This is a genomic window from Roseibium polysiphoniae, assembly GCF_014842925.1.
Taxonomy (GTDB): Bacteria; Pseudomonadota; Alphaproteobacteria; order Rhizobiales; family Stappiaceae; genus Roseibium; species Roseibium polysiphoniae.
In genome coordinates, this window is record NZ_JACYXJ010000001.1 from 337493 (window position 1) to 360084 (window position 22592).

Annotated in this window: 21 protein-coding genes; 12 read left to right on the forward strand and 9 right to left on the reverse strand. The window is 58.5% G+C overall.

Annotation, left to right across the window (positions count from 1 at the left end):
* Positions 1-149 precede the first annotated feature (149 nt).
* The 3 genes from IG617_RS01595 (at position 150) to IG617_RS01605 (ending at position 4903) form a co-directional block, all read left to right on the forward strand.
* Positions 150-2207: a trypsin-like peptidase domain-containing protein gene (locus IG617_RS01595; protein WP_192106706.1), complete on the forward strand. Its 2058-nt coding sequence runs from the start codon at positions 150-152 to the stop codon at positions 2205-2207.
* A gap of 364 nt (positions 2208-2571) precedes the next feature.
* Positions 2572-4269 carry a methyl-accepting chemotaxis protein gene (locus IG617_RS01600; protein WP_192106708.1) on the forward strand — a complete coding sequence of 566 codons (1698 nt, stop codon included), beginning with the start codon at positions 2572-2574 and terminating at the stop codon, positions 4267-4269.
* 145 nt (positions 4270-4414) lie between these two features.
* On the forward strand, positions 4415-4903 hold the full coding sequence (locus IG617_RS01605; protein WP_192106710.1) for a universal stress protein: 489 nt from the start codon (positions 4415-4417) through the stop codon (positions 4901-4903).
* Between the two features lie 27 nt (positions 4904-4930).
* Here the strand turns inward: IG617_RS01605 and IG617_RS01610 are convergent, their stop codons facing one another.
* A complete protein-coding gene (locus IG617_RS01610) occupies positions 4931-5839 on the reverse strand; it encodes a DMT family transporter (protein ID WP_192106712.1) in 909 nt (302 codons plus the stop codon).
* A gap of 126 nt (positions 5840-5965) precedes the next feature.
* On the opposite strand from IG617_RS01610, the gene IG617_RS01615 reads away from it, so the two are divergent.
* Complete coding sequence (locus tag IG617_RS01615; protein ID WP_192106715.1) at positions 5966-6406, forward strand: Lrp/AsnC family transcriptional regulator; 441 nt, start codon at positions 5966-5968, stop codon at positions 6404-6406.
* A 198-nt stretch (positions 6407-6604) separates the two neighbouring features.
* Complete coding sequence (locus IG617_RS01620) at positions 6605-8677, forward strand: putative bifunctional diguanylate cyclase/phosphodiesterase (RefSeq protein WP_192106717.1); 2073 nt, start codon at positions 6605-6607, stop codon at positions 8675-8677.
* 66 nt (positions 8678-8743) lie between these two features.
* On the opposite strand, the gene IG617_RS01625 is transcribed toward IG617_RS01620, so the two are convergent.
* Complete coding sequence (locus IG617_RS01625; protein ID WP_192106719.1) at positions 8744-9487, reverse strand: SDR family NAD(P)-dependent oxidoreductase; 744 nt, start codon at positions 9485-9487, stop codon at positions 8744-8746.
* A gap of 337 nt (positions 9488-9824) precedes the next feature.
* Here IG617_RS01625 and IG617_RS01630 point away from each other — a divergent pair, with 337 nt between their 5' ends.
* The 3 genes from IG617_RS01630 (at position 9825) to IG617_RS01640 (ending at position 12612) form a co-directional block, all read left to right on the forward strand.
* Entirely contained in the window at positions 9825-10517 is a 693-nt protein-coding gene (locus IG617_RS01630; RefSeq protein WP_192106721.1) for a GntR family transcriptional regulator, read from the forward strand.
* A 93-nt stretch (positions 10518-10610) separates the two neighbouring features.
* The gene (dusA, locus tag IG617_RS01635; RefSeq protein WP_192106723.1) at positions 10611-11648 is read left to right on the forward strand and encodes a tRNA dihydrouridine(20/20a) synthase DusA; all 1038 of its coding nucleotides are present in this window, start codon (positions 10611-10613) and stop codon (positions 11646-11648) included.
* A 115-nt stretch (positions 11649-11763) separates the two neighbouring features.
* Positions 11764-12612: a sulfite exporter TauE/SafE family protein gene (locus tag IG617_RS01640; RefSeq protein ID WP_192106725.1), complete on the forward strand. Its 849-nt coding sequence runs from the start codon at positions 11764-11766 to the stop codon at positions 12610-12612.
* 3 nt (positions 12613-12615) lie between these two features.
* On the opposite strand, the gene IG617_RS01645 is transcribed toward IG617_RS01640, so the two are convergent.
* Genes IG617_RS01645 through IG617_RS01660 form a run of 4 tightly spaced genes read right to left on the reverse strand, consistent with a single transcriptional unit; the run spans position 12616 to position 15736 of the window.
* Positions 12616-13320 (reverse strand): retropepsin-like aspartic protease family protein, encoded by a 705-nt coding sequence (locus tag IG617_RS01645; protein WP_192106727.1) that lies wholly within the window; start codon positions 13318-13320, stop codon positions 12616-12618.
* Positions 13320-13538, reverse strand: coding sequence for a DUF1289 domain-containing protein (locus IG617_RS01650; protein WP_192106729.1), 219 nt, complete (start codon positions 13536-13538; stop codon positions 13320-13322). The genes IG617_RS01645 and IG617_RS01650 overlap by 1 nt, the downstream gene beginning before the upstream one ends.
* A 29-nt stretch (positions 13539-13567) precedes the next feature.
* Positions 13568-14863: an alpha/beta hydrolase gene (locus IG617_RS01655; protein ID WP_209008202.1), complete on the reverse strand. Its 1296-nt coding sequence runs from the start codon at positions 14861-14863 to the stop codon at positions 13568-13570.
* 45 nt (positions 14864-14908) lie between these two features.
* Positions 14909-15736, reverse strand: coding sequence for an adenosylcobinamide-GDP ribazoletransferase (locus tag IG617_RS01660; protein ID WP_192106731.1), 828 nt, complete (start codon positions 15734-15736; stop codon positions 14909-14911).
* 129 nt (positions 15737-15865) lie between these two features.
* Here IG617_RS01660 and cobT point away from each other — a divergent pair, with 129 nt between their 5' ends.
* Positions 15866-16891 (forward strand): nicotinate-nucleotide--dimethylbenzimidazole phosphoribosyltransferase, encoded by a 1026-nt coding sequence (gene cobT / locus IG617_RS01665; RefSeq protein WP_192106734.1) that lies wholly within the window; start codon positions 15866-15868, stop codon positions 16889-16891.
* 16 nt (positions 16892-16907) lie between these two features.
* Here the strand turns inward: cobT and IG617_RS01670 are convergent, their stop codons facing one another.
* Positions 16908-18446: a sensor histidine kinase gene (locus IG617_RS01670; protein ID WP_192106736.1), complete on the reverse strand. Its 1539-nt coding sequence runs from the start codon at positions 18444-18446 to the stop codon at positions 16908-16910.
* A gap of 135 nt (positions 18447-18581) precedes the next feature.
* On the opposite strand from IG617_RS01670, the gene IG617_RS01675 reads away from it, so the two are divergent.
* Positions 18582-19214 carry a uracil-DNA glycosylase family protein gene (locus tag IG617_RS01675; RefSeq protein WP_192106738.1) on the forward strand — a complete coding sequence of 211 codons (633 nt, stop codon included), beginning with the start codon at positions 18582-18584 and terminating at the stop codon, positions 19212-19214.
* 51 nt (positions 19215-19265) lie between these two features.
* On the opposite strand, the gene IG617_RS01680 is transcribed toward IG617_RS01675, so the two are convergent.
* Positions 19266-20240 (reverse strand): sulfurtransferase, encoded by a 975-nt coding sequence (locus tag IG617_RS01680; RefSeq protein WP_192106740.1) that lies wholly within the window; start codon positions 20238-20240, stop codon positions 19266-19268.
* A gap of 236 nt (positions 20241-20476) precedes the next feature.
* On the opposite strand from IG617_RS01680, the gene IG617_RS01685 reads away from it, so the two are divergent.
* Together IG617_RS01685 and IG617_RS01690 are read left to right on the forward strand one after the other, a co-directional pair.
* The gene (locus IG617_RS01685; protein ID WP_476705544.1) at positions 20477-20959 is read left to right on the forward strand and encodes an Lrp/AsnC family transcriptional regulator; all 483 of its coding nucleotides are present in this window, start codon (positions 20477-20479) and stop codon (positions 20957-20959) included.
* Positions 20960-21066: 107 nt separating this feature from the next.
* The gene (locus tag IG617_RS01690; RefSeq protein ID WP_192106744.1) at positions 21067-21570 is read left to right on the forward strand and encodes a DUF302 domain-containing protein; all 504 of its coding nucleotides are present in this window, start codon (positions 21067-21069) and stop codon (positions 21568-21570) included.
* A 35-nt stretch (positions 21571-21605) separates the two neighbouring features.
* Here IG617_RS01690 and IG617_RS01695 read toward each other — a convergent pair whose 3' ends face one another.
* On the reverse strand, positions 21606-22487 hold the full coding sequence (locus tag IG617_RS01695; RefSeq protein WP_192106746.1) for an NAD(P)-dependent oxidoreductase: 882 nt from the start codon (positions 22485-22487) through the stop codon (positions 21606-21608).
* Positions 22488-22592 lie beyond the last annotated feature (105 nt).

Below are 22592 nucleotides of genomic sequence, written 5' to 3' on the forward strand. Positions count from 1 at the left end.
GCGATCTGCCCGGGCTTTTTGGCATTGGCTGCGCGCCGAGAAGTTGACCGGCTGATGGCTTGTTCTGGTGATCGATCGCCTCCTCGGCTAGGATCTTTGGCAGGAACAATCCGGCACCGCGTGAAGTTGCCAATCGGGAGAAAGGATCGATGATCCGGAGTTTGCTTGTCGCAGTTTGGCTTCTCACTTTCGTCACAGCCAACCCACACAGGCTTTCCGCCCAGTCCCTGCCGGAAGACGTTTTGGATTCAGTGGTCTCCGTCTTGCCGGTCTGGCCGGGGAAACCGCAAGGGGGCGGAGGAACGCCGCCCGGTGCTGCTCCTGAGGGCTCAGGCGTTGTGGTCGGCAAAGATGGTCTTGTCGCTACAGCCTTTCATGTCATTGAACCGGCCGAGCGTATCGACGTGCGTCTCGCCGACGGCCGGATCCTTCCTGCGGAGCTGATTGGCCAGGATGAGGCCAGCGACATCGCTTTGCTGAAAGTCCCGGAGGATCTACCTCTGTTGGAAACGGCGCCGCATCCATCGCTCGCTAGCCGGGCCTGCGTGATCTCAAATGCCTATGGGCTTGGTCTCTCGGTCACTTGCGGCGTGGTTTCTGCGCGGCATGTCTCCAATGCCGGCTTTAATCCGGTCGAGGATTTCATTCAGACTGACGCGGCGGCCAATCCCGGCAGTTCTGGAGGTGCGCTCGTTGATGGGGAGGGGAGGCTGGTCGGCATGGTCTCTGCTATTTTCGCCTCAAGAGCCGAGACCAACATTGGCGTCAACTTTGCCGTCTCCAGCGCGCTTCTCGCCCGTGTGATCGAAGACCTGAGCGCAACGGGGAAGGTCTCCTATGTCTCTGCAGGTTGGGGGCTGGAAAACCCCTCTCGCGCCGAACTGCAGGTCCATGCTGGTGCGAAGATTGCCTCGCTTGCGTCCGGCGGTCCTGCACAACAAGCCGGTTTGAAGGTAGGAGATCTGATCCTTGCCTTGAACGACCGTACGATCCGATCGCCGCGGGGTGTGATTTCCGCTCTGGCTCTGGTGCGTCACTGGGAAGGTGCCAGCGTCACCGTCCTGCGGGGCGGTCGCCAGTTTTCAATCGACCTTCAATTTCCCGACCAGGTGCCGGTGGGCGCTCAGCAGGATCGCAGCGACGTCGGCCTGCCAGACTGCCCCTATGCCCATGTGATTTGCAGGACGCGTCAGGCGGTTTTTCCGGTCGAGAGCTTTGACCCGCTGGCAAGTGCGACGCGTATCGATACGGATCTTCTGGTCACCAACCGCCATGTTGTGGCTGATCGAACCACGGTCGTGGTCTTCACGCCATCAGGGCCTCTGAGGGGCGAGGTTATTCCGTCTTCCTATCGGGGAGATCTTGCTCTGATCAGGGTGGATGGCCTGCCGGAGGATGGCGCGGTCCTTACTCCCGCCAAACACATTACTGGCAAGGGCCCTCTGCATGCGGTCGGCGCTGATATTGCCCGGCGGCAAGTGCGGGTCTTTGCGCCAGGCGAAGTCATTCTCCTTCCGGCCACGGATGCAGAGCTTGGAAGGCTCCATATTACAAGCCGGATGCAGCCAGGTGTCAGTGGAGGTGCCCTTGTAGACAGCGAAGGCAGGCTGGTCGGCATTGCTGCCGGTGGCGGCGAGGGGCGCTTTGAGGCTTTGCCTGCGCAGGATGTTCTCACCCTTCTGGCGGGCCGCAATACGCCTGACGCTCTTGCCGTTCACGGTGCGCTGGGCCGTGCGCTCGCACTTTGTTCCAAAGCGATGGAACAAGCCGGGGCGAACCCGGCGTCAGAGATCGAGGCAGATCTGGTCGAGCGGATCAGCGAAACCTGCCAGCTGTCGCGAAATCAGGGGCAATACCTGGAGGCCGGTCGGCTGCTGGGCATGGCGGGTGCTTTGGAAGAAGCCATAACCTTGCATCAGGCAGCAGTTGACCAAGTGCCGAATTCTCTCAACGCGAGGCTCTCGCTTCTGACCTCGATGCAACTGGCTGGTCGGTACGAGGCAATGCTGACACACGCCCGGTTTGTTTTGGAAAATGCGCCGCAGGATCCAAGAGCTCTACGCATTGCGATCCAGTCGGGCGTCTGGGGCGGCGATCAGGCTTTGGCAAGACAGGCCCTGGCGCAAATGAAAGAGGTCGATGCAACTCAGGCAGAAGCTGCCTCTCGCTTCATCGAATCACCGCCGCCGAAACCCATTCCCCGCTAGGGCGCACCAAAATGGTCCGGCTTTTGCTGTGGGAATTGCAGCCGATCAAAGCAATCACATCCAAAAATCCAACTACCTCTGCAGCGGCAGCGTAAGCCGTTTCAATGGCCGTCATTTCGTGGGGCAGGGCAATCGCTTTCGGTGCAACTCTGCATAAGGCATTGATGCCGCAACAGAAGTGCGAGCTCCGTGAAATCGCCTCTCAAATCAGGTCAGGCTCGCCTGGAAAAACCAGCTTTGTTTCAATGGCTAAGAAGAGAACCTTGAAGTCCGAAAAGACCAGCAAACAATCCTGGGATCTTCAGCATTGTTTAATTTGTGCGCTGCAAGGTTCACGCAGTGGTTTCAAATCGGGCAAAGTCAAATGAATCTCGACCGTTTTCGCATCAGCATCAAAATCTGGATCCCAGTCATCAGCCTCGCGGTCTTTACCCTGGCTCTTGTCGGCTACGAACTTTTGTCTCTGCGCTCGGTCCTCTACGCAGAGAGGATCGCCAAGACAGAGACCATCGTAGAGGTAACCAACTCGGTTGCCACCTACTTCCATGAACTGGAAAAATCCGGCGAGCTCACACGTGAGCAGGCACAGACGCAGGCACGCGATGTTATTCGCGCCATTCGCTATGACGGCAGTAACTATGCTTTCGTTTTCGATGAAAAGGGCGACCGCCTCGTCAGCAGCAACAAGGCGACTGAGGGCAACAACGCCTGGGACTCGAAGGACAAGACTGGCAAGTTCCACGTCCGCGAGATGATCGAGACCGCTAAGGTTGGCGGCGGCGTCGTCAGCTACATGTGGAATCGCAAGGGCGAAGAGGCACTCCTGCCCAAAGCCAGCTGGGCCGCACCTTTCCAGCCATGGGGCTGGGTCGTCGCGACTGGCATCTATGTTGATGATGTTGCCGCGGCATTCTGGTCGCAGGCACTGGAACTGCTCGGTTTCCTTCTCGTTGGTGGCCTCGTCGTCGCGTTCATCGCTACCGCAGCAATCCGGAACATGGCTGGTCCTCTGAAGACGCTGACACAGAGCATGAAGAGGTTGGCAGAGGGCGATACAGATATCACCATTGACGGTGTAAACCGCGGTGATGAGATCGGCGAAATGGCTGATGCCATGGAGACGTTCGTCGCCAACGCAAATGCTCGCCGTGAACTTGAAGCACAGCACAGCGAACGCCAGGAGCTGGACATTCAGCGCTCGCGCAATATCCAGGGTCTCTCCTCCAGCTTCGACGTGAAAGTCAGCGGCCTCCTGGAAACGATCACGGCTTCGGTTGAAAGCCTTCAGTCGGCTTCCACGAGCCTGAACGCCGGCGCTCAGCAGACCACCTCGCAAAGCGATGCGGTCAAGGGCGCAGCGGCCAGTGCATCAGCCAACACCGAGACTGTTGCTGCAGCTGCAGAAGAACTCGCAGCTTCTGTGACCGAGATCGGCCGTCAGGTTAGCTCTTCCAGCGAAATCGCCTCGCAGGCGGCCTCCCAGGCAGCAGAGACGAACCATCGCATTCAGGGCTTGTCGGCAGCTGCTGGCAAGATCGGCGAGGTCGTTACGCTCATTCAGGCGATTGCCGAGCAGACCAACCTCCTGGCCCTTAACGCAACGATCGAGGCGGCCCGCGCCGGTGAAGCCGGTAAAGGCTTTGCGGTTGTTGCTGCCGAGGTGAAGGAGCTTGCGACCCAGACGTCCAAAGCTACGGAAGAGATCTCGAGCCAGATCTCCAGCATCCAGGGCGAGACCAGCCAGGCAGTGGACGCGATCGCGGCGATCACCGACACCGTCGGCAAGATCAACGATATTACCTCCAGCATCACTGCAGCTGTTGAAGAGCAGGGCGCTGCAACCCAGGAAATCGCCAGCAACATTCAGCAGGCGGCTTCCGGCACGCAAGAGGTGTCGGCGAACATTGCCGGCGTCTCCGAAGCAGCAAGCGTCACCAACGAAGCGGCTGACATGGTCTTCAATGCGTCCCGTAGCCTTGAAAGCGAAGCGCGCGAGTTGCGCGAACAAGTCGGCGCCTTCCTGAATGGTATCAAGGAAAACGCGTCTGCCGAGGCAGCCTGATCCCGTCAGACCAAGTGACTGAAGAATGGCGCGGGCGGAAACGTCCGCGCCAATTTTGTTTGACGCTGCGAATGTTATGGGAATTGTCAGACGTTTCTGGGATAGGCTTGTGCCCAGGTCAGGCGATCTGAGAAGAGGTTAAGTCATGCACACGATATTGGTGCCGGTGGATGGTTCGGATCATGCGAGCAAGGCCATCAGCATCGCTTGCGATCTGGCAGAAAAATACGATGGACGGATTGTGCTTCTTCATATCCTGGCCGATGGCAAAGGGGCTGCCGATCTTCTCGGGCTTTCTGTCGCTAAGACCTTTCCGCCCAAATTGAAGGAGCAGCTGAAGCTGGCTGCGAGCCGGACGACCCAACCCGCTCCCGAGGCTGTCTTGCGTCTGATCGGCGAGAAAATTCTGGACCAGGCCAGGGCCAAGGTCACAAGGCGCGGAGTCGAGGCCGAGGTAGCGCCAATAAGTGTCGGTTCTCCCGCGGAAAATATTCTGATCGCACAGGAAAAGCTGAGCGCGAGCATGATCGTTATGGGGTGCCGGGGTGTCACTGATGCCACCCAATCCTCTCACGGGAGTGTCTCCAACACTGTTTTCGCCAAAGCGACCTGCACGTGCCTTTCGGTAAAGTAGGTCAAGCTTCACCGACAGGAAGCTGACCTATTCGCCGGGCTGGAGCGGCCGCCCCGCGAACCTGGGCAGCAACGGCCAGCCCATGGATACGCCCGCAGCAGCCAGAATGATTGCGGCCGAACCAAGGATCTGGATGGGCTGCAGGGCAGTACCAAAGGCCACCATGTCAACGACAATCGCGGCAATCGGATAGACATAGGAGAGGGCTGCCACCATCGTCGTCGGCAGCTTCTGGATTGCGCCGTAGAGCAGAACATACATCACCCCCGTATGCACCACTCCAAGCGTGGCGAGGCTGGCCCAGGCGCCAGGTGTCTGCGGCAGCTCCGCAAATGACATGAAGGGTGCAAGCATAAGCACGCCAACGCTGACCTGTATAAGGGCGATCAAGTGGGGCGGTACGCCTTTCAATTTTTTCGTGATGGCCGCTGCGGCTGCATAGAGAGCCGCGGCGCCAAGGGCGAGTGCGATGCCCAGACCGTAGTCTGCACCGATGTAGCTGCTGCCGGGTTTGGTGCTGATGATCATCACCACACCGGCGAAGGCGATTGCCAGCCAGCCCAGTTTGCGAAGGCCGGGGCGCTCGCCAAAGGCGATCATGGCGATGGCTGTCAACATGAAGGGCTGCGTGTTGTAGACAACCGTTGATACGGCAATGCTGGCCTTTGAGAACGAAGTAAAGAGCAGCGCCCAATTGAGGACGATCGCAACGCCGCCAAGAGCGGCCCAAGCGAACAATCCCAGTGTCAGCTTGCTGCGGCGGAAAAGGCCTAGCGCCCAGCACACGACGAGAAGGGCAAGCGCCCCAAAGCCGCACCGCCAGAACACGACCTGCAGCGCAGGTTCGCCTGATTGAAGGACGAACCATCCGATGGTGCCGGATATCAGCATGGCAGCGGTCATTTCGGCGCCGCCGCGAAGGTTTTGAGTTTCCATGTCATTCGCTCCTGTTTCAACTGCAGGAAGCATCACGGATGGCTATGACGTTTTCCATGAGGCGCGGAAGGTGGTATTTTGATTTTACCTGTTATTGTGAGGTAAAATTAGAAGAGGTCCTAACAAATGAAGATTGACGACATTGATCGCCAGCTATTGGAAGAACTCTTGGGGGATGCGAGGCTGCCCTTGAAGGAGCTGGCAAGCCGCGTCGGCCTGTCATCACCAAGCGTGTCGGATCGTTTGCGTCGATTGGAAGAGGGTGGTGTGATCCGCGGCTTTACCATTGATGTGGACCCCAAGGCCGTGGGCTACCTGTTTCAGACCATGGTGCGTGTCCGTCCGCTGCCTGGCACCCTGCATGTCGTGCAAAAGATGCTGCAGGACATTCCGCAGATCACCGAGTGTGACAAGGTCACCGGAGAGGATTGCTTCATCGCACGCCTGCATGTTCGATCCATGGAAGAGCTGGATGAGATCCTCGACAAGGTCTCGGAGAAATCCGAAACAAGCACGGCCGTTGTCAAGGCTCAGCCGGTCACCAGACGCTTGCCACCGATCGGGTGAGCGGTTGTTCTGTTGGGCCAGGAGCGGAGCACTGGAATTGAATGGGTTGGTAATTCTTGAAATATATGGCTAATTTTACTTAGAGTAAGAATTGATTTAAAATTTAATTATTGTGATTTTTTACAAATACCTTGCGTTAATTTTCGAGTGTTATTGTTAGTTTTATTCATATTTTAGAGTGTTCGGAAAACGGTAATTATGAGGGAATTTGAGGAGACCAGAGCCGGTTTTTCCTTTGGGCCAGCCTTCGTCGTCCTTCTCGGCGCATTGGTCGTGGCCGGCGGCTTCTTTTTTATTCTGACAGCTGAACTCATTCGTTCCCAGGCGAATGATCGCACGCGTCTTGTGGAGGCCACCGATGCGTTCACAAGCACCTTTGCGGCTGAACGCAACGACCACAACGTTGTTCCCGCCTCCTTTCGTCGTCTTGGCATCGAGAACCTTGCAGAGTTTGTCGAAAGCAGGCAGGAGAGCCAGGAGATAAGCGTGACAATGCGCATGCCTGGTACGCCGGGACTGGAGCTGCGCACGGTCGAAAACGATCCCCGCGTCCGAGCGGCGATCAAGCAAATTGCTGACGACGGCGATCATTCCGTCATTGAAGAGAATCTCTTTGAGAAGGGCCGTTTTGTCGGGCGCACGATTTTTCCGTCTGTCGCCTCCAATCCAGACTGCGTCAGTTGCCACAACGTGGAGCTCGGCGGCCCCAAATACGAACTTGGCGACGTCATGGGCGCCTATGTTGTCGAGAGCGATCTCACGTCGGTGACCTACAACAACCTGGCCTATGCAGTGAGCGCCGGCGTTCTGGCGTTTTTGGGTGGCGGTCTCGTCGCGCGCCGCGAACGGCGCCGCATGAATCGTGTCGTCACAAGTCTTGAGGGGCAGGTCAGGGCGGAGAGGGACAAACGAGAAGCTGAGGCATTTGCCAATTTCCTCAGTTCCCACGATGCCCTGACCGGGCTTTCCAATCGAACGATGTTTCGTGACCGCCTCGACGTCGAGGTGGAGGCTTGCTCCAGCGGTCAAAGTGAGGATGTTTTTGTCGCTCTGATCGATCTTGATAACTTCAAGTCGGTCAATGACACGATGGGACATGACGCCGGTGATGCTCTGTTGGCGGAGGTTGGGCAGCGCCTGTCATCTCTCGTACATGAAGAGACCGGACTGGTTGCCCGATTCGGTGGCGATGAATTCGCAGTCCTTTTGCGCATGGGAGGAGAGCTCACCCATCCAGACCAGCTGGGTAAGAAAATCGTGCAAAGCATGGCGGCGCCACTCTCCCATGAGGGGTTGTCGATCCAGAGCCGCTGTTCTGTCGGCGTTGCGGCGTTGGGCGACATTACCGGAGGCGATGCATCGGCCTTTTTGAAAGCCGCCGATACAGCGCTCTATGCAGCAAAGCGGGCAGGCAAGGGGCGCTACCGCAGTTTTGATCGCGAGCTAAAGGACAGCATGTGGAAGCGGGCGGCGCTCTCGTCTGCCCTCCCAATTGCGATTGAAAACGGCGAAATCTATCCGGTGTTTCAGCCACAGATCGATCTGGGCAACGGCCAGATTCACGGGTTCGAGGCCCTTGCACGCTGGAACTGGTATGATCTTGTGATCTCCCCCGATCAGTTCATCCCGGTCGCTGAGGAAAATGGGCTTGTCCGGCAAATCGACCTCGAGATTTTGCGCGGTGCCGCTTCCTTCGCCGTTGAACTGGGAAGACGGAGCGCGCGGCCGGTGCGTATCTCCACCAATATGAGCGCGCTTACGTTCAAGGGAGCGGGACTCGCGGAAGATATTCTGGATATCCTGTTTGAAACAGGTCTGCCCGGCGAACAGCTCACGCTGGAGGTCACCGAGACGGTCCTGATGGAGAATTGGGGAGACTTTCACGATGTGCTGGAAGTGCTCCGGGCGAAGGGCGTTCGAGCGGCGCTCGACGATTTCGGAACCGGATATTCCTCGCTGTCCTATCTCCGCCAGTTGCAATTCGAGGAAATCAAGATCGACAGGTCGTTCGTTGTCGACCTTGGATTGGACGAACAGACAAGGCGTCTCTTTGCAGGTGTCATCGATCTGGCTGTTGGTCTCGGCAAAACCATCGTGGTCGAAGGGGTCGAGACCGAGGATCAGGCCCGTTTCGTGGTCGAAAAGGGTGCGCATCTGGCGCAGGGTTTCCTCTATTCCCAACCCTTGAGTCCTACCGATGCCTCCGCCGTTTTCGTTGAGGGCAGCTTGCAGGGTGCGCGTGAAGATCATGAGATGCGTAAGCGGATCTAAAAACAACAAACCCCGAAGCGCTTGGGCGCTCCGGGGCAATTCGGCATCAAGTGCTAAGCGATCACATCAGCTGAAGAGCATTCCACCGTTGATGTCGACATTTGCGCCGGTGATGAAGGCAGAGTCTTCACAGGCCAGGAAGAGTACAAGATTGGCGATGTCTTCCGGCGTGCCCTGGCGCTTCACCGGGGTGGCAGCTTCGACATTCCGGCGCACTTCATCCTTGGTGAAGATGTTGTGGAAGTCGGTGTCGATCATGCCAGGGCAAAGGGCGTTGACCCGAATGTTCGGACCCAGTTCCTTCGCAAGGCCACGGGTCAGGGTCATCATTGCGCCCTTGGAGGTCGCATAGGCAACAGCGCCGCCGCCGCCACCGTCGCGGCCAGCCTGGCTGGCAAGGTTGACGATGGCGCCCTCTGTAAGGTGCGGCAAGCAAGCCTTGATCATCCGGAAGGTACTTGTCAGGTTCAGGTCCATGACCGCCTGCCAGTGCTCAAGGGACATGTCGGCGATCTTGACGCGCTCGATCAGGCCGCCGGTGTTGTTGACCAGGACGTTCACTGCGCCAAAGGCCTCAACGGTCTTGCCGACCAGCGCGTCGACATCGGACTGCTGGTTCAAGTCGCCCTGAAGTGCAAAGGCATTGCCGCCCTTGGCCTTGATTTCTTCAACGGCTGCATCGGCACCCTTGCTGCTTGAGAAGTAGTTGAGCGCGATGTTCGCGCCTTCTTCGGCCAGCTTCAGAGCGCAAGCGCGTCCGATATCACGGCCCGCACCAGTCACGATTGCGGTTTTACCTTTGAGCTTCATGGGTTTTCCTTCTTTGAAATGACAATCGGCCAGCAGGCGCTGGCGTCGATCTGTTTTGGAAACTGTCGTCAGGGTGTCACGGTTGTCGGCAAGGCGGCGCGTGTTGGAAAACACGCAACTCGTTGCAAGAGGGCTCGTCGCAATCAAGCCGTCCGATTTCTGCTTTCCTCCACGCACGAACGTTCTTGATTTTAAACTAGTATACTAGTCGTCAATCTGGAATACTAGTTCAAAATTCAGGACGAGAAACCGCTGTTGAGCATTTGGCAGTTTCGCTTGATGTGGTGGTGTTTTCGATGAGACGTGGCTATCAAGCGGGTCCACGAAAGAGGTGTTCATGACGCAGGAAAATCAGGCTGGCGGGCGACGAACCAGCGTCGATGAGATTTTCGATGATCTCTACGATGACATCACGTCCATGCGTCTGAGGCCCGGCGACAGGATTTCCGAAGCGGATATTGCTGCGAAGTTCGGCGTGTCACGGCAGCCGGTGCGCGATGCCTTCAGCAGACTGGAAAACCTGAACCTTCTGCTGATCAGGCCGCAAAGGGCGACCGAGGTGAAGCGATTTTCATCCCGGGAGATTGAAAAATCGCGCTTCGTTCGTGCCGCTGTCGAAGCCGAAGTCTTCCGGCGCGCAGCGAGGCTCTGTGATGACGGCGGGGCGGCCTTGCTGGAGAAATGCCTTGCCGACCAGCGCAAGGTGATCGCCGAGCAGGACTACGAGGCGTTCGGCGCCCTCGACTACGCGTTTCACGAGCTTCTTTGCGAGATCGCAAAAGTAGATTTCGCATTCGATGTCATCAGAGCGGAGAAGGCCAAGGTCGACCGCCTCTGCATGCTGGGTCTTGCCAAGGAGGACAGGATGCCCCAGCTGCTTGACGATCACAGCGCCATCGTCGCAGCGGTGACTGGCGGCGATGAAGAGAAGGCGGTGGAGGCAGGCATGATCCATCTTTCCCGGCTTGATGCCACGATCGAGAGAATTTCGACCATCAATGCAAATTACTTCGAGACCGAGACTGAGTGAGGCTCGGACACGTTCGATGAGCGGCTAAACTGGAGACGTGCCATGCAGGTCCTGCCTTTGCGAAAATGGCGACGGAGTGATATGCACCCGCTCATGACGACCAAAAACCGCCTTTACTCCGGCCATCAGCCACGCTTTGCCGTCGCCCCGATGATGGACTGGACCGATCGCCATTGCCGGGCGCTGCACCGGCAACTGAGCCGCAATGCGTTGCTCTATACAGAGATGGTGACGACCGGCGCGGTCATTCATGGCGATCGCGAGCATTTGCTGGGCTTTTCGGAGATCGAGCATCCCGTGGCTTTTCAGCTTGGCGGTTCTGATCCCAAGGACATGGCCACCTCCGCGAAGATCGTCGAGGATTACGGCTATGACGAGGTCAACATCAATGTGGGCTGCCCGTCTGACCGCGTTCAGTCGGGCAGTTTTGGCGCCTGCTTGATGCAGGAACCTGAACTGGTGGCTGAGTGCGTTTCGGCCATGAAGGCAGCGGTCGAGATTCCGGTGACCGTCAAATGCCGCATTGGTGTCGATGAGCAGGACCCGGAGCCCGCGCTGGATGCCATGGCGGACGCCGTATTTGTCGAAAGTGCAGATGCATTGTGGGTTCACGCGCGCAAAGCCTGGCTGAAAGGCCTGAGCCCAAAGGAAAACCGGGATATTCCGCCGCTCGACTACGATCGCGTTCGCCGTCTCAAGCAGCGCTTTCCAGATCGCTTCATCGGTGTCAACGGCGGCATCGCAACGCTGGAGGAGGCCGAAAGCTTCCTGCCCGATCTTGACGGCGTCATGCTCGGTCGCGCTGCCTATTATACGCCCCAGCTCATGGGTGAGGTCGATCGCCGGATTTATGGCGAGACTTGCGAGGATGTATCGCCATGGCAGGCGGTCGAGGCCTATATGCCCTACCTCGAAGCGCAGATGAAACAAGGCGTGAAGCTTGCGCGCATGACGCGTCACATGCTCGGCCTTTTTCACGGGCGACCGGGCGCAAGGTCCTGGCGCAGGATCCTGACCGTCGAGGCGATCAAGCCGGACGCCGGTCTGGAAGTGGTCGAACAGGCGCTTTCGGCCGTGCGTCCATGCGACAGCACTGATGACGGTGACTTGAGAGCTGATACCGCTGCCTAAACGCGAGCCTAAAGGCGGCGAAACAGCTTTCTCGTTTCGTCCAAGTGATTGCCCACGGGAATCGGCGTACCTTATGCTCGTTTGAAACTAATTTCCCTCTTCAAGGCAAACCCCCATGGATTTCAGCGCAATTTCTGGTGACAGCCAGATCATGGAGTATGTCGGCCTCGGACTCGCTCTGGTCGGCTCAGGCCTGATCGCAGGGTTTCTCGCCGGACTGTTCGGCATCGGTGGAGGCGCTGTGCTCGTGCCAGTGCTCTATCAGTTTCTGACTGTGTTGGGCGTGGATGAGGGCGTTCGAATGCATATCTCGGTGGCCACGTCGCTCGGGATCATTGTGCCCACCTCCATCCGGTCGTTCATGGCCCACAAGAAACGTGGTGCAGCGGATCTGGAGCTGTTGAAGTCCTGGCTCATTCCACTGCCGCTTGGCGTCGTTGGCGCATCGCTTGTTGCAGCCTATGTCTCCGGCGACGGCCTCAAGGCGATCTTTGCCGTGATCGCGCTGGTTCTTGGAGCGCGTATGCTTCTCGACAAACCCCATTGGCGCCTTGGCAGCGACATTCCCGGATTTCCGATCCGGCCACTGTGCGGGGCGGCCATCGGCTTTTTCTCGACGCTGATGGGCATCGGCGGCGGCGTGATGAACAACACCTTCATGACGCTTTATGGCCGCTCCATCCATCAAGCGGTGGCGACTTCATCGGGAACCGGATTGATGATCTCAATACCCGGGACCCTCGGATTGATCTGGGCAGGGTGGGGCGCTGAAAACCTGCCTCCGTTCTCGGCTGGCTACGTCAATTTGCTCGGTGTCGCCCTGATAATTCCGGTGACAACCTTTGCGGCACCCTTCGGCGTGAAGGTCGCCCATTCGCTGCCGAGGCGGAAAATGGAAATCTTCTTCGGTTGTTTCCTGCTGGTGGTCGCGTTGCGCTTCCTGCTCAGCCTCAATGGCTATTGAGCCTTAGGGCGTCAGGACGAGCCGATCGCCTTCGATCCGCCAGCTGGACAGGCGATTGAGCGCGGTCATGCCGAAGAGGCTCGTGTCCAGTGCCCCCTCGCGCGCGACAAAGGCTCGTACGTCTGTGAGCGAGAGATCGCCCACGGAGAGCGTCCGGACCCTGACCGGAGCCACCAGCGCGCCGCCGTTGGCGGTCTGAACCGGGACTGAAAAGGTCAGCTCTGAATCACTGAAGCCCGCACGGGCCGCATCTTCGCGCGTCAGCACAACGGCGCTTGCACCTGTGTCGAGCAGAAAGCGGGTCTTTGCGCCGTTGGTATTGGCTTCCAGGGAAAAATGCCCGCTGGCGTCACGGACAATAAGGATGGTGCCGTCGTCTTGAGGTACGGCAAGACCCGGTGCAAGCGCGCCGAGCACCCGGTAGCCACCCTGGATCAGGTCTGCCCGGAACGTGTATCCAACGACGAGAAGCGCCAACAGACCACCCCAGAAGAACACCCCTTGCACAATGTCGCGAACCCGCGGCTGGCCGAAGACAAGGCTTGCAACAAAGACAAAGGCAAGGACCGAAAGAGCGACGATCCGCGGGCCGGTCTGATCAAAATCGAGATTGTCGGGATCGCCGGAAAAGTCGACAAGCGCATAAAGCCCCGCACCGGCCATGACCGTGATCAGAACGCCTATGACGATGCCTCGAATGCCGCGCATCAGTCAGTCATCTCGGCAAGCGATTCAGGTCGAGTTGCTCGCCGTCCCTCCAGGCCGAGCAGAATGACTTCGCGCTCCGCATCGGACATTCGGCCCCAACCCGCGATCTCATCGAGGGTGCGATAACAGCCCAGGCAAAGGCCGTTGGTTCTGTCGATCTGGCAAATCTTGGTGCAGGGTGATTTCATGCTCGAGGATATAGGCTTTGAAGTGGTCATCTGCCAGAGCAGTTAGCCTGCAAAAGCGCCTAACGGCCACCGGTCGCAAGCGTGATCGGAGCGGTCAGCACAGCCACCGGCAGTGTGATCGCGATCTGCGCAGTGCTCGCGACAAAGGTGCCAAGGTCCTGACTTGCTTGACCAATCTGGTTTGGCTCGCGTGGGTTGTAAGTGTTGAGGTCCCGTTGCTGGAGCACCGCACGGAGTTCCGGGCTGAGCGCCGCTATTTGAGCGAACTTGGAATGGTTCGCGGAATCCCCACTCTCGACCTTGGTCAGGTCGACAACGATTGCACCAAGCTCCGCCAGTTCTGCCTCATTGTCATAGGCTCCGACGCGCGCCTTACCACCGGCGATCCTCCGGGAGATGCCCAGGGCGCGGTCGTCCTCTGAGACGAGAATGATGAAGGGTTTTTTGGGCTTGGCCTTTTTGCTGAGCGCGCGCAGCTGATCCTTGAAAACGTCGATATCAATGTCTGGGGCAGCCAAGACCACTTGCTCGATCTTGGAGCTCAGACGTTTCAGGTCAGCTGCAGGGGCCTGCCTGGCCGTTTCCATCAGAAGCCAGTTGCCCATGGAATGGGCCAAAATGACAATCCGCTCGGCCTTGCTGTTGGAAAGGTCGCGGATCGTTTCCTCGAGCGCGGTGCGGGCGACAAGCGCGCTGTTCAGGTCGTAGACATAATCGGTTAGCTGACCGCGTGAGGCCCAGGTGAACAGCACTGGTACGCCCGGATAGTCCGCATCATGGACGAATTGGGTGAACCGGTAGAGCCCCTCGGCAAACATGGTGTTGTAGCCATGGATGAAGAGGAAAACGTCGCGCTTTCCCTTGGGGAGCTGCATCAGCTTCGCGTTCAGCTCCTGGCGCATGGCGGCCTTGTCGGCGATGTAGGACGCAGAGCGGGCAGTGAACTCTTTTTCCGGATCGCCGGGCAGTCTAGATGGCCATTCGATCTGTCCGGGCTTGTGGGCCGGCTCGGGCGGGACTGAAACCGTCGCCTTGGCATAACTGACACCTTCGCCGCGTTCGCCGTTGAAATAGGTGTCGGGACGGTCGTCTTTCTCGCGCGTGGTATAGATCAGAATTTCATGCTCAACCGCCCCCGGGGCGTTCGCCGTGCTGATCGCGAGCGCGCCACTTTCAGGCCGGGAGCCGCAGGAAACGAGAAAAATACTGGCGATGAAAACGAAGAGCCACGCCAGCAACCTGCCGCTGGTCGATGACTGAGCCCCGGCCATGGTTCCGGCGATTGTCTGGTCAGGGTACGCGCTCAACATGATCTCCCGATGCGCGGCCTTGTCCTGCGCGATCCACTCACGCATCAATGCCAGTCTTTCCGAATGCTCGCAACGGTTTCCTCATGGAGCCTAAGCGACCGCGAGGCAGCCAGCGAGAAAAACCAAAGTGCCGACCTGTTGAACTGCGCCAAGTACATCGCCGCTGAAGCCGCCGATCCTGGCTTTCGCAAGCATGCCGACACCATGGGCGGCGAGGGGGGCTAGGATCAACCCGAGGGCAAGAGAGGGCAGCGGAAGCACCGGCAGGGTCGGCAACAGACACGCTGCTCCAAAGATACATGCCTGCTTGAATGTTTTTGATATCGGAACGCCAAAGCGGTGCGCAAGTCCGTCCGGCCGTGCCGCTGGCAAGGTAGACCACTGCCAGACAATCAGCGTCCGGCCGAGGCTTTCGGCGCCGAGAAGGATCACCATGGCTTCCAGCGGCGTGTAGCGGTCAAGCAGGGCCGCGATCAGTACCGCTTTCAGGCCTAGGGACACGATGAGCGCGATTGAGCCAAAGGCGCCGATCCTGCTGTCCTTCATGATCTCGAGGCGTCTTTCCGGCGTATGTCCACCGAAGAAACCGTCGGCGACATCCGCCAACCCATCCTCATGAAGGGCTCCGGTGACCATGGCGAGCATGCCAACAACGAGAAAGCCGGAGGCGAGCGTGGGCAGCTGGCTCAGCCCGAGTAGCAGAACGAGAAGGCCCGCCGGCATGGCGACCACGATGCCGGCGAGTGGAATCGCTCTGGAAATTTGGGAAAAGTCCGGCAGGCGGGCCGGATCGTCTGCGCTGCAGAGTTTGGGCACCGGCAAACGGGAAAAGAACCGGACGCAGGCGGCTGTGTCGGCGACAAGGTCCGCCAGGGCGAGGCGCAGATCAAGCCTGTGCCGGTCCTCTTGCCTGTCCATGACGTATCCCAACCTTGTTTTTTGTCCGGTGGCCGTTATAGATCGGCGCAACTGTGGAACCAAGACCTGAGACCGATGACAATAGGCTCATAACAGGCCCCAACAGGCTACCTCCGGAGCAACGCCCCCATGTCCATTTCTGAATCCGCCCTGCCGTTCGACGATATCCGTAATCTGGTGCAATCCATGCCGGGTCCGGACGAAGGTGCACTGGCGGCGGTCCGGGCGCGCGACGCACAGCTGACGAAGCCGGCTGGCTCACTGGGGCAGCTCGAGGAAATTGCCGAGTGGCTGGCAGCCTGGTCCGGCAATGAAAAACCAAAGGTGACACGTCCGCTTGTTGCGATCTTCGCAACAGCCCACGGTGTTGCCGACCAGGGCGTCTCCGCCTTTCCAAGTTCAGTCAACCGTCAGATGGTTGAGAACTTCGCGGCTGGCGGCGCCGCGATCAATCAGATCTGCCGGTCAAATGACGTCGGTCTGAAGGTGTTTGATCTTGCCGTTGAAATGCCGACCCCATCGATCACCGAAGAAGACGCGATGGACGAGGCTCATTGTGCCGCGACCATGGCCTACGGTATGGAGGCTTTGGCTGGTGGTATCGATCTGATCTGCCTGGGCGAGATGGGAATTGGCAATACGACGGTCGCTGCAGCGGTCCTCAACGGGCTGTTCGGTGGCTCGGCGGAAGACTGGATCGGTCGTGGCACCGGGGTTGACGATGAAGGCCTTGCACGTAAGCGCGTGGCCGTTGAGGCAGCCGTCGCACGGTTGAACGGCGAGAAAGACCCTCTGGAAGTCCTGCGGCGTGTCGGTGGGCGTGAAATCGCAGCCATGGTCGGCCTCATCATTGCCGCACGCCTTCAGCGCGTGCCTTTGATCATCGATGGCTTCGTCACCACCGCGGCGGCTGCGGTGGTCTATGCGATGGATCCGAGCGGTCTGGATCATTGTCTGTTTGCACATGTGTCTGCGGAAGCCGCTCACCGTCGCACACTGGATCTGATGGAAAAGTCGGCTCTTCTCGATTTCGGGATGCGTCTCGGCGAAGGATCAGGCGCGGCCGTTGCTGCCGGCATCGTCAAGGCCGCGGCCGAAATGCACTCCGGTATGGCGACGTTCGCTGATGCAGGTGTGGCCTCTAAAGACGGCTAAGCCGCGGGTCTGCGCGTCATGCGCGATGGCGGTACTGGGCGTTCCGATCGGCCGGGGTTTCATAGGCCGGCATGCTTTCCATCACCCGTGACTTGGGCAGGGTGAAGATCACTTCGGTGCCTTCGCGCAACTTGGACCGCAGATCGAAGTGGCCGCCATGCATGGCGACAAGCGCCTGAACGATCGAGAGACCGAGACCGGTTCCTGGTTCTGCGCTTTGGATCGCAACAGCGCCCTGTCCGAAGGCTTGCAGCACAACGGGGATTTCGGCTTCAGGAATGCCTGGGCCGTTGTCCTTGATGGACACGAACTGGCCGCCATCTTCCGTGCGTCCCAGCGTGATCTGGACCGTGCCATTGACGGGGGTGAATTTCACCGCGTTTGACAAGAGGTTCAAGATAACCTGGCGCAGGGCGCGTTCATCGCCCCAGATCCGCGGAAGGTCGCCGGTGTGGCTTTCCTGGATGCTGATGTCCTTGGCCTTGGCTCGGATCTGCATCATCTTGCAGCACTCTTCCACGAGGGCGTCGATGTAGATCGCTTCTTCCTGCAATTCATGACGCCCGGCCTCAATCCGCGACAGGTCGAGGATCTCGTTGATCAGGTTCAGAAGATGTGCGCCTGAATGATGGATATCAGCAGCGTAGCTCTTGTAGTTGGCGTTTTGCATCGGGCCGAGGACTTCGTCCTTCATCACCTCGGAAAAACCGAGAATGGCGTTCAGCGGTGTCCGCAGTTCATGGCTCATGGTGGCCAGAAAGCGCGACTTGGCAAGGTTTGCCTCTTCCGCCCGGCGTCTGGATTCGTCTGACAACGCGTTGGCTGTTTCCAGCTCCGCGATCAGGTGATCTTTCTCTGCTCGGTACTCGAGCATCGTATTTGCGTTCTTAAGTAGCTGATTGCCCAGAATGAAGAAGAAGCCCTGAGCGCCGACCGCCATCGCCGCGAGCGTGTAGTGGATCGGTTCTGGCTGCTTCAAAAAAGTCGCCGTGACCGTCAGCGAGACCGGTAGTGTGCCCGCCAGCAAGGCGCGGGGCAGGGTGGCCGATTGCATGGTCGTGATCGCGACCACGATCAGCATTGTGGCGAACTGGAAGACCAGAAATCCGTCGCCCGTCTGGTTCTGCTTCGGCAAGAGAAAGAACAGGGCCCAGCTGCTGCCGTAAAGCAGGTCGCTCAGCGTGAAGCGCCGCAGCCATGGTTTCTCCTGCCGGCTGGCGGAAGGCGCCTTTTCATAGGCCCGGCAGGTTCCGATCGCCAGAAGATGCATGCAGAAATTCAGGATGAACCAGAAGCCGACGAGCGCCGGATGGATCCAGAGCGACGAAATGGCCGCAACGATCAGGGCAAGCATCGGGACGGCAAAGGCCGAGTTCAGGCGCGTGTCCGCAAAAAGGTGCTGTCGCTCGAGCTCGAAGTCATTGGGCAGGCTGTCGCTGGATCCGATGCGCGTGCGCACATCGCGGACCGTCCGCGCAACCTCGCGCCGACGCATCGCCCGTTTCCGGTTGATGGCGGTCTTCTCGTCGCGGATGGTGCGGGCCTCGTATCCCATGTCCGTCGGAACACTCTTTTCAAAAGCTTGATCGGTAGGTTGTCGTTTGACCTATCTGACTCACGATTTCTTAAGATCGCCCTCAGGTATGTGGTAAACGAAACGTAAGCAAAGACCGAGGGTTGGGAGAAACGGGTGCCTGGCGCAGCAAGGGCAAAGGATGAGCTGAGAGATCTGGCAAAGGAGATTTCTGCTTGCCGCATTTGTGTTGAGGAGCCACTGGCCGCGCCGCTTCCCCACGAGCCCCGGCCGGTCATTCAGCTCTCGGACCAGGCTCGGATTTGCATCTGCGGTCAGGCGCCTGGAACAAGGGTCCACAAAAGCGGGCGGCCTTTCACCGACCCCTCGGGAGATCGCCTCCGACAGTGGATGGGGGTCGACGCTGATACGTTTTATGATGCCACGAAAGTTGCGATCGTCCCCATGGGCCTGTGCTTTCCCGGACTGGACAGCAAGGGCGGCGACCTGCCGCCGCGCCGTGAATGCCGCGCGCACTGGCACGACCGGATCTTTGCCGCCATGCCGCAAATTGAGCTGATCCTTGTTATCGGCCAATACGCGCAGGCCTACCATCTGGGACGAGACAAGAAGAAAAGCCTGACCGAGACAGTGGGGAACTGGAGGGAATACCTGGAGGCTGAACGTTGTCCGGCGGTGGTGCCAATGCCCCATCCGTCCTGGCGAAACAACAGCTGGCTGAAGAAGAATGCGTGGTTCGAGAGCGAGCTTCTTCCGGTACTACAACAAAAAATCGCCCGGCTCTTATGAGCCGGGCGATCAGTCAGGCTGAGTCAAAGGTCTTTTGTAAAGACCCAGTGATCAGTTGGTTTTGACTTGTTTGGTAGGCTGTTCCGGTTTTGCCGTCGCCTTGATCGGCAGGCTTTCGTCACGGCTCCAGCCGACCATGCTGTCGTCATAGAGTGTGACATTTTCCTGTCCGAGCACCTGCGTCAGCACAAACCAGTTGGTCGCGGCCCAGTGCCCGGTGTTGCAGTAGGACACCACTTTGGCTGAGTTGTCCTTGAGGCTTGCCGGCAAGAGCGAAGCGATCTCGGCCTTGTCCTTCAAGCGGTTCGAGCCTTTGTTGTAGAACTTGTCCTGATCGAAGTTGACCGCACCGGGAATGTGCCCGAAGCGGGTCGCCTTGCCGTGTTTCTGCTTGCCGGAGAACTGTGCCTCAGGACGGCCGTCCAGAAGAACTGTTTCCGTGCCCATCGCTTCAGCGACTTCGTTCGTGGAGACCAGAAGCTCATCGCGGACTTCAGCGACGAACAGATCGCCTTCGGGCGTGACGTCGCCTGTTTCAAGCTCGCGGCCTTCTGCAACCCAAGCTGCATGTCCGCCGTCGAGGATCGCGACTGCGTCATGGCCGAGGTACTTCATGGTCCAGAAGATACGTGCCGCTGAGCCGAATTCGAGGCTTGAGGAACCGGCGGGGATGATGACGAGAGCCTTGTCTTCGGACACGCCCAACTCGGAAAGAGCAGCTTCCAGCTTCTCAACGGACGGCAGGACACCGACGACGCCATCCCGTTCGGTCCGCCAATACCCCGGATACTCCGACCAGACGGCTCCCGGGATATGGCCCTTGAGATAGTCATCCTTGCCGGACTTGGAGATCTTCGAGCGGGTGTCGATGACGACGATCTCGTCATTGTTCAGGTTCGATGCAAGCCATTCGGTCGACACAAGCGGGGTCACGTCAGGTGCCGCAGTAACGGGGGCTGCAAGAACCGTCATCGCTGTGATGAAACCGGCGAGCGGGCCGGAAAGGGATTTGAGGCTTCCAAGCATCCGGATCTCTCCAATGTGTGATGGGTTTGGAAAAAAATTCTCTTGTGATGATGGAATTGGCACTCTAGATGGGGTTCATCAAGCGTAAAGGCGCCTGATGTTAGAAGAAAAATCTCAAATTCTCCTTGGGGGACTCGAATTGGAAATTCATTCCAAGGAGGGTCTGCCGCCTCGGAAACTGAATCCGGCCTGGTTTTGTCCAAACGGCCTGACGGATCTGGAGTGTCAGAGCAATGATTGACCGTATCGACCGCCGTATCCTCTCCATCCTGCAGGAGGATTGCACTGTTCCCGTCGCTGAGATCGGCCGCCGGGTTGGTCTGTCGACAACGCCTTGCTGGCGGCGGATTCAGAAGATGGAGGAGGAGGGCGTGATCACGGCGCGTGTCGCCTTGCTCGATCCCGCCAAGGTGAATGCGAAGGTGACCGCCTTTGTCGCGATCACCACGAGCCAGCACTCTGAGGACTGGCTAAAGAAATTTGCAGATGTGATCAGCGAGTTTCCGGAGGTGGTCGAATTCTACCGCATGGCCGGACAGGTGGATTATCTCCTCCGGGTCTGCGTGCCGGACATCGAGGCCTATGATGCCTTCTACAAGAAGCTGATCGCCAAGATCGATATCACGGATGTGTCGACGACCTTTGCGATGGAGCAGATCAAATACACAACGCAGTTGCCGCTGGCCTATGTGCCCAAGGAGAAGCCGAGGGGGGAGTGAGGCGCATCCAGCTGCGGCTAAAAAACATATGAGATTTGAGATGTCTCAAGCCGAATGGCAATGTTTCCACTATTGTGAAGCCGTCATTTCACACGGGAGGAACAGTGATGACTGGTTTGTTCAAGACAGCCTTGGTTGCATCCGGCTTGGCGCTTGCCATGCCGGTCGGAGCGTCGTCGGCCGATATGGCGAAAGGGTCCGGGCCGGAGGGCGTCACCGTCTACCAGGTGACCGGAGACTTTGAGGATGTGCGGTTCGATCTGGAATCTGCGATCGTCAATCGTGGGCTTGTGATCGACTATACGTCACACATCGGCGAGATGCTGGCGCGCACCAAGGATGATGTCGGTGGCGCGAAGGATCTCTACGCCAACGCCGAAGCCATGCTTTTCTGCTCCGCCAACCTGTCACGCAAGGTGATGGAAGCTGACATCGCGAACATTGCCTATTGCCCATACGCGGTCTTCGCTTACGAGGCGGCCACTGATCCGGGAACGGTGATGGTCGGATTTCGCCATCTTGCTGAAACCGGTTCCGAGGCTTCGAAAAAGGCGATCGGAGAGGTCAATGCGCTGTTGGATGGCATCGTGAAGGAGGCAGCCGGCGAGTAGCCGGCTGCAAGGTCCTGTGTCTGGATGACGTCGGACTACTTCTTGTCGGCGTTTTCCAGACGAGCGATCAGGCTGGACGTGTCCCAGCGATTGCCGCCCATGGCCTGAACCTCAGCGTAGAACTGATCGACCAGTGCTGTGACTGGCAGACGTGCGCCGGTGTCATTGGCCGTGTTGAGGCAAATCTCCAGATCCTTGCGCATCCAGTCGACGGCAAAGCCGAATTCGAACTGCCCAGCGTTCATGGTTTCCCAGCGATTTTCCATCTGCCAGGACTGGGCGGCTCCGCCCTTGATCGCCGAAATGACGCTTGGGACATCAAGCCCGGCTTTCTTGGCGAAATGAACAGCTTCCGACAGGCCCTGCACCAGGCCTGCGATACAGATCTGATTGCACATCTTGGTCAGTTGGCCTGCGCCGCTTTCGCCCATCAGACCGACGAACTTCGCAAAGCACTCGATGACCGGTTGGGCCTTTTCAAAGACGTCGGCATCGCCGCCGCACATAACGGTCAGGGCGCCGTTTTCAGCACCAGCCTGGCCACCTGACACAGGTGCGTCGATGAAGCCGCATCCGCGCGCTTTCGCCGCCGCATAAAGCTCGCGGGCAACTTCGGCAGAAGCGGTCGTGTTGTCGATGAAGATGGCCCCGTCCTTGAGGCCGTGAAATGCGCCGTTTTCGCCAGTGGTCACGGACCTGAGATCCGCGTCGTTGCCCACGCAAGCAAAAACAAAATCACAGCCTTCTGCGGCTTCTTTCGGCGTCTTGGCAAAAGAACCGCCATACTCCGCAGCCCATTTTTCCGCCTTGGCGGTGGTGCGATTGTAGACGGTGACATCGTGTCCGCCCTTGGTCTTGAGGTATCCTGCCATCGGATAACCCATCACTCCAAGTCCAATGAATGCAACTTTTGCCATGTTCCCTGGCTCCCTCCGCTTGCAAGGAAAGGCCCGGCTAGTGGCCGGGCCTGTCAGTCTGATCGGGTTTTCGCTCAGGTTTTCGCCGGGATCCTTCAGGCAAAC